Genomic DNA, 11679 nt, shown 5'->3' on the forward strand with positions numbered 1-11679 from the left:
TTAATATGAAAGAATTTTTCAGTATTGAAAAACATAAGAGGATTCGATATAGATACAGTTGTATGAATGCTGTGATTCAGATCTCATCATTACGCACACATTTGATCGTTATACCTTTTGAAATCTAGAAAAAAAGCTTTTCAGTTTGATTTTTTATTACGATAATTAAGTTTACACTCTTGAGCGAAAACGATGCTGAAACGCCTTTTCCTTATTTTTGCATTTGTATTACTCATCCCACTGTCAAATGTTGATGCCAGAAGATATATCAGAATTGTTGGATCTTCAACTGTTTTTCCTTTTATCTCATTTATATCTGAAGAATTCAGCCGTATATTTTCCTTTAAAACTCCAGTTGTAGAATCGATAGGAAGTGGATCAGGGTTCAAAATGTTTTGTTCAGGAATAGGGGAAGGCACACCAGATATCACTACTTCATCTCGCCCTATGAAGGAAGTAGAGAGAGAATTATGTAAAAGAAATAAAGTGAATGAAGTAATAGAGATCATAATTGGCTATGATGGAATTGTTATTGCAAATTCAAATCAAAGCCATAGATTTGATTTTACAAAAAATGACCTGTTTGAAACTTTATCTTCATATTCTGAAGACAATGATAGATTAGTAAAGAATAACAAGAAATTTTGGTCTGATGTAAATCAAGCTCTACCAAAAACAGAAATTAAAATCTATGGCCCACATCAAAATACAGGTACACATGAAACTTTGATTAATTTTATTATGCTTGATCAATATTCATGTATGAACTCAAGGATTTTCAAAGAGAATTATCAAGACCAAGAAAAAAGAAAGAAAGCATGTAGTAATATCAGAGATGATGGAAGATATATAGAAGTTGGAATTAATGAAAACATAATAATACAAAAATTGAAGAGCAATAAAAATGCTTTAGGAATATTTAGCTTCAGCTTTTTAGCGAAAAACCAAGATGAGATTCAAGGAAGCACAATCGCAGGAATTGAGCCAACTTATAAAAATATATCATCGGGGGAGTATATGTTAGCAAGGCCTTTATATCTTTATATAAAGAAAGAACACTTAGATACTGTTGATGGATTAAGGGAATTCATTAGAGAAGTTGTAGACTCTATTAGTACTGAAGGTGGATATTTATCTAGGCTTGGCTTAATTCCACTTTCAAGCGAAAATATGAAAAAAGTCTTGGAAAAGGTTCGTGATATAATATGATGACTTTGATATTTTTTTATTCTGGATACTAGGTTAAAAATAGAACGTTTAAATTTCTTGTTTTTATTGTTATCATACTTAGATTTCCTAAGAACTTATTTACTACAAAATACAACAAGTTCTATTTATTTGAGAAAGTTGTGCGTCTTGTAGAACAGATTTTGTTGTAGGTTTCTCTGTAGCTATTTCAAGGTTTTCTTCTATGCTTTTTTGTTCTGTGTAATCTTTAACTTCTTGAATGAAATCTTCAAGCCACTTCTCACTACCTATCTTGGCATGTCGTTGTTGCTCACCTTTAAGAAGTTTTATTACAGCTGCATCTTGATTTTCAGGCACTCTTTGATATTTAAGCCACAAGTCACGAATATCAGGAGGAGCTTTTTTCAAATGAGCTTCAAAGGTTGCTTTTGTGTCTTTTGTACTTTCTTCTTGTTGATCTTGATGGAATTTAAACCAGAAATTGCGAATATCAGGAGAAGCTTTATCCCAAAGAAGTTTAGTAATTTCTTTTATATTTCTCAGATCTTCTTGTTTCAATCTTTTACCATCACCTATATATCGTTTATTAAGACCAACTTGCAGAGGATAAAGTAAAAGGGTAGTTTTGCTCTGTGAATGTATAGGTCTATTTAAAATCATTGCTAAATTTGTATCACAATCTTCTAATACTGCTTTAACTTTTTTAACATCTAAATAATCTATTGCTTGACGTAATTTGTGGTGAAGATCACTTGTTCTCTTTAAGTTTTTCACTTTTTGCATATGCGAATCATAACTTCCTTTCGCTTCTTGCATAGCTATATCACACGAAATACTCTCAATTTTTTGCTCCATTTTCTGTATACATTGATTAATTTCCTTTTGATTTTTTTTGAATATAATCAACTGTGAAATGGTACAAGGATTAGGTAGATCGTCTTTAAACTCTTTTTTTATATTACTAGGTAATTCGCTTTTCAAAACTTCTTGTATATCGCTATCGTAATTATTTTTTATATTCTCAAAGTTGCCTTGTATAGCTTCACTAATTAATGAATCTCGAATGTTTTTTTGTCTTTCAGTTAATAACATACCTTACCTCTACCTCTTATGGCAAATTTAGCGCTATAATTATACGTATTTATAATCAAGTCAAGAGAAAAAATTAGCAAAGCGGTTGAAGTTTTAATAACATATAGCTTTCAAAGTACTGTCTATGGAAAGTCTGCAAGTTTTACGTTCAATTGCGTTTATTGTGGGAATTTTTCTATTGTTGTTTGGCGTAGCAATGCTTATTCCTGCTATTACTAATAATTATCTAGGTTACGAATGGAAAAATTTTCTGGTTGGATTTATAGTTACCTGCATATTTAGTGCGATTTTTATTCTACTGGGTAAACTAAGTAGGTTACATGGAATGCCGGCAATTTTTGCGATTACCAGTTGTACCTGGATTGCATTATCTCTATTTGCAGCTATTCCATTTTATCTTGATAGTTTAAGCTACATTGATGCACTGTTTGAAGCAGTATCTGGGATTACAACCACAGGAGCAACTGTTCTAAGTTACATCGAGCAACAATCTCCGGGGATACTACTGTGGAGAGCAATGCTGCACGGTATAGGTGGTTTTGGAGTAATTACAGTAGGAATTGCAATTTTTCCCATATTTAAGGTTTTGAGCTTAAATAATTTACTCTATTCTGAGTACTCAGATGCTCTTAAAAGAAAGTTACCACATACGCGAAGCGTAGTAATACATATTGCAGAAATATATTACTGCCTAATTTTATTGTGCATATTTTCCTACTATCTAGCTGGCATGCCATTATTTGACGCAGTATGTCACGGAATGTCCGCTGTATCAACTGGTGGATTTGCTAACTATAACGATTCTATAGGCTACTACAATAACCCTATATTGGAGGTCATAACAATTATCTTTATGATTTTAGGCTCTTTACCTTTTCTGAGCTATTTAAAAATTATAAGACGATTAGACGTTTGTTATGATGAACAGGTCTCTTACTTTATTAAGATAGTTGTTATCTCATCTTTGCTTGCTTGTTTTTGGTTATATAAAAATTTTGACTTAGGAGTATTTTTATCATTTAGGTACAGCACATTCACCATTACCTCCTTTATCACATCAACTGGCTATGTAATGTGCAACTACTTGAATTGGAGCTTTATTTCAGTCTTAGCTTTCTTTTTAGCCTTTATTGGTGGATGTGGTGGTTCTGCTAGTGGTGGAATCAAAATCTTCCGTTTAGTCATTTTTCTAAAATCTATAAGGAATTACTTTAGCTCTTTATTAAATCCAAGTGAAAGCGATAGAGTAAAACTCAATGGTAAAATACTGGAAAATGATGAAGTTCAATCCGTCTTTACGTTTTTTGCGATTTACATGTTAACGTTCACTATATCATCAATAGTGATGTCTTACTTGAGCAATGCGGACTTTATAACTAGCATCAGCTCTGTTTCTGCAATGCTTACAAATTCTGGCCCAGGATTTAGTAACCTAATAGGTCCTTCAGGTAATTATTCCTCCTTTAGTGGTGGAGTAAAGCTATTTCTATCGTTTTTGATGCTGCTTGGCAGGCTTGAAATATTGCCAATTTATTTTTGTATAGGTAGTTTATACTGGAAACTTTGCCATTCCAGAGTGTAACGCTAATTCAGGTTTACATTTAAATTCTATTACATATTATTATAAGTATTACAAAACTTTAAAGGACAATTATGGCAGTTATGCCAGATAAATGGATAAGGGAAAAGGCTGAAAACTCTAGAATGATAGAGCCTTTTGTGAATCATAAAAGCAGTAAGGGTGTTGTATCTTTCGGATTATCATCTTATGGCTATGATGCAAGAGTTAGTAATAAGTTTAAGATTTTTACTAATGTTAATTCAGCTATTGTAGACCCCAAGAATTTTTCTGAGAATAGTTTCATAGATAAGGAAACAGATGTATGTATAATCCCACCAAATAGTTTTGTACTTGCCAGCACGGTGGAATATTTTCGTATACCAAGGAATGTACTGGTAATTTGTGTTGGTAAATCAACTTATGCAAGATGTGGTATTATAGTAAACGTCACACCTTTAGAACCTGGATGGGAAGGTCATGTCACACTTGAATTCTCAAACACTACTCCACTTCCTGCAAAAATTTATGCTAATGAAGGCGCATGCCAATTTGTGTTTTTAAGCGGCGAAAGTGAGTGTGAGAAATCATATGATGATATGAAAGGAAAATATATGAATCAGTGTGGTATCACTTTGCCGTTAGTTAAGTGATTACTTTAGATGCATTTCTTTATTAATTGATATCCTTTCAAGCCGCTAACACTGATTGCATTTGCCTAGTTACAAAAATAATGTCTGTGCTAAAACATGCTCATATATAGCTCTTTTTCTAATAGTTCGAATAGCTGGATATTCTTTCTGGCTCAATTTTTTATAACAAACCAATGATTTGATTAAAATCAGGAGAATATGGAGGCAGATATATAACTTCAGCACTGACACTTTTAATAAATTCACTTATTTTCTATGAAAAGTTGCATTATCCAAAATCACCCAGCAAAAAGTTTGAACTAGCTATTAAAAACGTCTGTATCGCAGTAGCCTTCAAAAATCATAGGCGCCATAATTTTTCCCTTATTCAAAGCTGCAATCATACTAATACGCTGACTTTTGTGTTATCAATTCCAGATTAGTCGATATATACAAGAATTTCAGTGTTTTTTGTTGCTATGAGTTTTTTAAGCTCAGCACGTTTTTTCTGCGTCCTTAAATAGTCCTAATTTTAATTTGTTTTAAGTTTAAAGTCTTTCGTTAGGTTTGCAGAATACATTTCCTTATTATCTTGGTTATAGAAAGTAAATTTGTGATCGTCTAAACCTAATATTGCAAAGCCAAAGCCGAAAAAGTTTCTAACTTCGTGTGCTAAGTAATTTCTACTATTTGGATAGTTAAATTCTACGTTTTGATAAACAGGTTCTTGATCTTGAGCGTGTAATAATGCACCGCCGTTTCCAACTATAATCTGATCTGGAACATTATCCATTAATAAAATCTGGGCTATATGAATGTGGCCAGAAACTATGGTAGTAACATTGCTTGGAAATTTATCTCCAAAAGCTTCAATTTGTGTAAGATTACCATGGCTTTTTAATGTCAAAAATTCTTTTTTTGGAGATCTCCAAAGTGGTTTATGAGTCAAAAACCACGTGGGCTTATCTTGTATCAATTTATCAAACTGCCTCTCAAAAGCATCAACTGTGCTTTGGGTTGTAAAAATTTCCTCACCGGATGAAGAGTCGAAGATAAAAAACTTCATTGGCCCAGCATCTAAGAACCAACTGGAAATAAGATCTTCACATTTTTGAGGGAAAAAGGGGTATGAATCTAAATATCTGAACCATCCTTCATAAGCTCTATTACAACTCTCATGATTTCCACGAACAAAAAGAAAAGGAGATTGTGTTAAAATATCTTTTGCAGGCTCAAACCAATCAGCGTACCAAGCTTCTTTGCTATATCCATAAATATCGCTGCACTTTTTTGTGTTTCTACATTTTGTTTGTCTATAATGATAATCACCAACATGGATAATTAAATCTGGTTTATGAAAAGCGATTGAATCTAAATTTTTTTTCAAAGGCCAGTTATCTACAGAATTACATTCTTGCTGAAATAACATATTTATTCTACATCCTGTATCGCCAATGAAGGCAATTTTGCTGATCTTTTCCGCTAATACGGGAACTTTTATATTGTCAATACTAATGTTTTGAGCATTTGTTTCTACTATCAGTTCACAAACTGTTTCGGTATTGTTAATTGAGCTGCGACTTAGCATTTCTACTGCCTTATTATCGACGTAAGCAATGGGACACATGTTATTGTCTATAATCGCACGTATGCTTAATTTATTTTCTGGAATGATTTGAGACCATGTGTACAATATTTGTGCATGAGTGGGGTAAAAGCTAATTGTAAGAGATAGAATTAAAAAAATGAAGATATTAGCTATTTTCATTTGTATAAAGACCTAAATTAAGAATTAGTAGTAAGATTATCTTAAATGATTAAAGTTTGTAACCATAAAATTCATAGTTAAATTATACAGGCATTTCCTAAATTATCCTAGTATCAGATTGACACTTTAGATGAAAAATCCTAAAATGATTAAGTAATTTAAAGTAATTATATAGAAACTAGAATAAAGTGCGGTCGTGGTGGAATTGGTAGACACGCAGCGTTGAGGTCGCTGTGGCTCACAAAGCCTTGGAAGTTCAAGTCTTCTCGACCGCACCAAGTTGTTTGGTGTAGGTGAAATGTTTATAGGAAATCAAAGTAGAAATAAAGTAGAAAGGGCCATCAGTGAAGTCAGGCGTGGTCTTCCAATTTTAATATATGATGATGAAAATAACTATCTATTGCTTGCTGCTGCTGAAACTTTAGAAAAAAATTTATTTAGTCAATATAAGCTTATATCAGGTAATGTGTATGTTACTTTGACTGCAAGTAAGGTAAAATACATATGTCAGAGTAAAGAACATAGTAGCAAACGTCTGTTGATAAGCAATTTTGATGAACTGCTCCATTTAATAAACTGTTCAAAGGAAGATTGGATAAAAGAGTTGCAATGCTCAAAGACAATAGATGCGTATGCTGTTGCCTTGCTTAAGTTCTCAGAATTATTGCCATACGCGTTAGTGGCTGATATGACTTTTGAGAATAAACATAAAATGCGAAATTGGTGTGAAGAAAATGACATTATTGCACTAAATACGTTACTTGTGAATGATTTTCAACAAAATCATAGTGTGTATGAAGTGTGCAAAACATCATTATTTTTAAAACAGACTCAAGAAGTAGATATCATATCTTATAGAACCAAAAGTGGCGGAAGAGAACATTATGCAATTATCATTGGCAATCCAGATAAAGATAATGAGCCATTAGTGAGAATTCATTCTTCATGCTATACAGGAGACTTATTAGACAGCTTATCATGTGATTGCAGAAGCCAGTTACATCAAGCGATTCAAATAATGACCGACTTTGGGAATGGCATTATATTATACTTGATGCAAGATGGGAGAGGCATTGGTTTAACTAATAAGTTAAGAGCATACAGTATGCAAAGAAAATATAATCTTGATACTGTTGATGCAAATAGAGTATTGGGTTTTGAAGATGATGAAAGGAGCTTTGCTGTTGCAGCTAAAATACTTAAGAAATTGAACATTAACAAAATACAATTACTGACAAACAATGGTAGAAAGTTATCAGAGTTGAAAAATAACGGTATAGAAGTTACAAAGTGTATACCACTTATTATGGAACGCAATGAATATAATGATTCATATATGGAAACAAAATTTGGCAAGTTAGGCCATGGATTAAGGGTTTATTAGCTTTTTTGTTATAACTACTTTGTTAGCTTGCTATGTTAATTAATATAAGTTAAGATTTTTAAGAATATTGAGATGCTGAAATTTTTAAAACAAGAAAAAAGTAATGAGTCATTGGATAAGGATATAAATTGGAATTCAAGTCGCTATAGCACAGTTGTTGCTCAGAGAAATACTTTACTTTTATTTACATTAATATTACTAGTTGCAATTTCTATAAGCATATTAGCTATATTTAAAATTAGCACAAGTAGCACTATTGAGCCATTCGTTATAGAAATTGATAAAAAGTCAGGCATAGTGCAATTGGTTGATCCTGTTACAGTAAAACAATATTCTGCAAATGAAACGCTGAACGATTATTTTATTTCAGAGTATATAAAAGCAAGGGAGGTTTTTGACCCATATAATTATAATTATAATTATTATACAAAAGTAAGGTTGTTTTCTTCGCCTAGTGTATATAGTGAATTTAGCAATTATATAAAATCGCAGAATATGAATGACCTTTTTAATTTATATTCAGATGCTAAAGGTGAGTTGAAAATTCGTTCAATTCAAAAATTAGGTAATGATGCTCTTCAAGTGAGATTTTCTATAGAATTTACACGAAAAGATGGAAATTCCTCAAGGAAAAATAAGATAGTTGTGATGTCGTATAAATATGCATCGCTTGAAATGAATGATCAGCAAAGATATATTAACCCGTTAGGGTTTCAAGTTATTTCATATAGAGTAGATGATGAATATGTGTAGGATATTGTTAGTTTTAGCTTTACTAATAAGTGGCAACTTAAATGCATCTATTAATAATAAACCTATTTCTGTAGATAGTAGAATAAAGACTTTTGTATATAGCCCTAATGAGGTGTTTACAGTAATTTTTAGTCAAGGTTACTATTCTTATATTGAGTTTGCAGAAGGGGAAAAAGTCAAAAATATTGCTGTTGGTGATGCATCAAGTTGGAAAATTAATCCTTATGATAATAAACTGCTTGTCATGCCATTTGAAGTCAGTAGTCGCACTAACATGATTATTACGACAACTAAAAAGAGAAATTACATTTTTGATCTAATTTCAAGACCAAATTACGATAAATACCCAGATGCTGATGCTAAAAAAGTGGATCATGATTATTCCGTTGAAAAGGATATATCTTACGTAATACGTTTTTATTATCCTCAAGAAGAAGATGAATTTGATGTTGATTTAGATGAGGTTTCTTTACCTACTCAAATGCAATACATTACAGAAAAGCCAGAAAAAATAATACAAGAAAATAATACGAGGTACAACTATACATATATTGATGAAGGTGGTAACGTAGATATAGTTCCAATTGAGTTATTCGATGATGGTTATTTAACCTATTTAAAGTTTAGAAATAGTAATAAAATTCCTCAGATTTTTATAGAAGGGGAATCCTGTAAAAGGCTGTTATTTGATGATTATGTTGTAATAAAAGGAGTACATAAAAAGCTATTAATGCGTTATGAAGGTAGTGAAGTTGAAGTTATAAATAGGTCACTTTAGTTGTGGTACATACAATATGAGTAAAGAAAGGCATAATAGTGTAGAAGATGAATCAGAGATAGAAAGCAAGGTAGTAACAGTTGGCTCTAATCAAGGTTACAAGGCATTGATGATAGTTATGGTAGCGCTCTTAGTTGGTGGAGTGTACTATCTTTATTTTAGTCCTTCTAATAAAGAGGGTCCAGAGATTGTTAAAAAAGAGGAAACAAAGCAAAACATTCAAGAATTGAAAGGAAAGTTAGAACAAGTTCCAGATAATGCAATAGTTTCCGAAAGAGTAGTAACTGATCTCTTGCCACCCTTACCTCCTCTTCCTATTCCACAAGTCATACCAGAAGTAAAACAAATCAAAAAAGAGGAAGTGACAAAAAAAGAAGAGCAACTAAAAGAAATTCCCTTGTCAAATATACCTGTTTTACCAAAGCAAAATTTTCCTTCTGGTAATGTTATTAGCAATTTGCCTACTTCATTTCCTACAATAGGGGGTGGCGGTTATCCTAGAGACAGACGTAGTGCACAAATGTTAGCAATTTCAGGTAGTAGTGGGGAAGGTAAAGCTACAGATGCTGTTTTATCCAATACCTCAGCACAATCGAGCAAAGCTACCAAAGCTGGAAAGCTTGGTTTAATGATTATTCAAGGTAAGGTTATTGACGCTATTCTTGAAACTGCAATAAGTTCTGACTTACAAGGAATGCTCCGTGCTGTTGTTAGTAGAGACGTTTATGCAGAAACTGGTGATACAATTTTAATACCAAAAGGTTCAAGGTTAATAGGTGGTTATTCATTCGACTCAAATGTTGCAAAAGCCCGCGTGAACATAAATTGGAATAGGATCATTCTTCCTCATGGTATAGATGTTGCTATTTCATCATCTGGTACCGATGAGCTTGGAAGGGCAGGGATAGCTGGAATAGTTGATAATAAAATAGCAAGTGCATTATTCTCTTCAGTGGCACTTGCTGGTGTTTCGATTGGCTCAGCCGTTATAGGACAAAAAGCCTCTAATCTTATCGATGCGCTAACTGCCATGGATGCAGTGAAGTCTATTACTGCAACTGAAATAGATATTTCTTCTCTCAAAGGGGCTATTGTTGAGAGATTGGAGAATGCTATAAAAACTGAAGTTGGGAGGGTAGGAGACGAAAAATGGAAATTGGGTATTAGGGCTATTGAAAAAATTCGAAATGCTAAAAGTGATCAGGATTTGCTGAGAATAATAAAGGAAGAAATAGTAAGTGTGATAAAAAGTTCTGGAGCTAGTGGAGTTGATACAATTACTAGTGACAATATCGGTATAACTTTAGACGATGTACGTCAACTGTTGAGGCAAACTCAGAAAAGAAGCAAATCTGTTTATGATGAAGCAATTGGGAAGTCAATCAATGATTTTTCCAAAGACATGCGAGATATAGTTGATAGGAGTGTAGATAAAAAACCAACTATTTATGTTAATCAAGGAACTGCATTGAAAGTATTTGTTAACCAAGATATAGTATTTCCTCCACAGTCAATATTAAATAACTGAAATGAACTATGCTGCACTTGATACATACTTGGAGCCATTACAAGGGATATTTCAAGAGGAAGGTGTAAATGAAATATCAATAAATAAACCGAAGGAAGTATGGATTGAAAATCGCGGTGAAATAAGATGCGAAAAGTTAGAAATATTTGATCTTAATCATTTAAAATCTCTTAGCAGGTTGATTGCTCAAGCTACAGAACAAAAACTGAGCGAAGAGACACCGCTGCTTTCAGCTACATTACCAAATGGTTATCGTATACAGATAGTGTTTCCTCCAGCATGTGAGCCTGATAAAGTAGTCATTTCAATTCGTAAACCTTCTTCTATGCAATTGGCATTGGATGATTATGAAAAAATGGGGGCTTTTTCTGAAACTGTTATAGGAGTGACCGATAATCCAGTAGATCGTCACCTAGATTTGCTACTGAAACAAAAAAAAATAAAAGAGTTTTTAGAATATGCTGTAATAAGTAAGAAAAATATCATAATTAGTGGTGGAACTTCCACTGGTAAAACCACTTTTACTAATGCTACTTTGCGTGCTATTCCATCTGAAGAAAGAATTATTACTGTTGAAGATGCAAGAGAGATAGTTTTGAATGATCATCCCAATAAAGTCCATTTAATTGCTTCTAAAGGAGGGCAGGGCAGAGCAAAAGTAACCACTCAAGATTTGATAGAAGCGTGCTTACGTTTAAGACCAGACAGAATAATAGTTGGTGAGCTCCGTGGAGCGGAAGCTTTTAGTTTTCTCAGGGCAATAAACACTGGCCACCCAGGGTCAATATCAACTCTTCATGCGGATAGTCCGGCAATGGCTCTTGAGCAAATAAAACTTATGGTTATGCAAGCAAATCTTGGAATTCCCCCAGATCAGATCATACCATACATTAGAAATGTAATTGATATTGTTATTCAGCTAAAAAGAACCAGTGGAGGCAAAAGAAGCATTTCTGAGATATTATTTACTAGATCTTCAAATGAAAATGCTTAAATTT

The 11679-nt window shown here is 32.8% G+C and carries 10 protein-coding genes, 1 tRNA gene and 1 pseudogene; 9 read left to right on the plus strand and 3 right to left on the minus strand.

Annotated elements, in window-relative coordinates:
• Positions 1–192 precede the first annotated feature (192 nt).
• Positions 193–1209, plus strand: coding sequence for a substrate-binding domain-containing protein (locus AAGD65_RS04175; RefSeq protein WP_135352867.1), 1017 nt, complete (start codon positions 193–195; stop codon positions 1207–1209).
• 102 nt (positions 1210–1311) lie between these two features.
• Here the strand turns inward: AAGD65_RS04175 and AAGD65_RS04180 are convergent, their stop codons facing one another.
• Complete coding sequence (locus AAGD65_RS04180; protein ID WP_264682670.1) at positions 1312–2280, minus strand: hypothetical protein; 969 nt, start codon at positions 2278–2280, stop codon at positions 1312–1314.
• 124 nt (positions 2281–2404) lie between these two features.
• On the opposite strand from AAGD65_RS04180, the gene AAGD65_RS04185 reads away from it, so the two are divergent.
• The gene (locus AAGD65_RS04185; RefSeq protein WP_341810891.1) at positions 2405–3862 is read left to right on the plus strand and encodes a TrkH family potassium uptake protein; all 1458 of its coding nucleotides are present in this window, start codon (positions 2405–2407) and stop codon (positions 3860–3862) included.
• 71 nt (positions 3863–3933) lie between these two features.
• Entirely contained in the window at positions 3934–4491 is a 558-nt protein-coding gene (gene dcd / locus AAGD65_RS04190) for a dCTP deaminase (protein ID WP_264682673.1), read from the plus strand.
• Between the two features lie 155 nt (positions 4492–4646).
• Here dcd and AAGD65_RS04195 read toward each other — a convergent pair.
• Together AAGD65_RS04195 and AAGD65_RS04200 are read right to left on the minus strand one after the other, a co-directional pair.
• Positions 4647–4987, minus strand: a pseudogene (locus tag AAGD65_RS04195) (transposase); the annotation flags it as partial.
• Between the two features lie 15 nt (positions 4988–5002).
• Positions 5003–6238 carry a metallophosphoesterase family protein gene (locus AAGD65_RS04200; protein ID WP_264682674.1) on the minus strand — a complete coding sequence of 412 codons (1236 nt, stop codon included), beginning with the start codon at positions 6236–6238 and terminating at the stop codon, positions 5003–5005.
• 190 nt (positions 6239–6428) lie between these two features.
• On the opposite strand from AAGD65_RS04200, the gene AAGD65_RS04205 reads away from it, so the two are divergent.
• From AAGD65_RS04205 to virB11, 6 genes are all read left to right on the plus strand, one after another.
• A tRNA-Leu gene (locus AAGD65_RS04205) sits at positions 6429–6516 on the plus strand.
• A 20-nt stretch (positions 6517–6536) separates the two neighbouring features.
• Positions 6537–7622: a GTP cyclohydrolase II gene (locus AAGD65_RS04210; RefSeq protein WP_264682675.1), complete on the plus strand. Its 1086-nt coding sequence runs from the start codon at positions 6537–6539 to the stop codon at positions 7620–7622.
• Between the two features lie 72 nt (positions 7623–7694).
• Positions 7695–8375, plus strand: a complete 681-nt coding sequence (locus AAGD65_RS04215) for a virB8 family protein (protein WP_007302609.1) — start codon at positions 7695–7697, stop codon at positions 8373–8375.
• Entirely contained in the window at positions 8362–9153 is a 792-nt protein-coding gene (gene virB9, locus AAGD65_RS04220) for a P-type conjugative transfer protein VirB9 (RefSeq protein ID WP_254230093.1), read from the plus strand. The genes AAGD65_RS04215 and virB9 overlap by 14 nt, the downstream gene beginning before the upstream one ends.
• 16 nt (positions 9154–9169) lie before the next feature.
• Positions 9170–10681, plus strand: coding sequence for a TrbI/VirB10 family protein (locus tag AAGD65_RS04225; protein WP_341810892.1), 1512 nt, complete (start codon positions 9170–9172; stop codon positions 10679–10681).
• Position 10682: 1 nt separating this feature from the next.
• Positions 10683–11675 carry a P-type DNA transfer ATPase VirB11 gene (gene virB11, locus AAGD65_RS04230; protein ID WP_264682677.1) on the plus strand — a complete coding sequence of 331 codons (993 nt, stop codon included), beginning with the start codon at positions 10683–10685 and terminating at the stop codon, positions 11673–11675.
• The last annotated feature ends 4 nt before the right edge of the window (positions 11676–11679 follow it).

Origin of the sequence: Wolbachia endosymbiont (group B) of Chesias legatella, assembly GCF_964026945.1 — a bacterium.
Classification (GTDB): Bacteria; Pseudomonadota; Alphaproteobacteria; order Rickettsiales; family Anaplasmataceae; genus Wolbachia.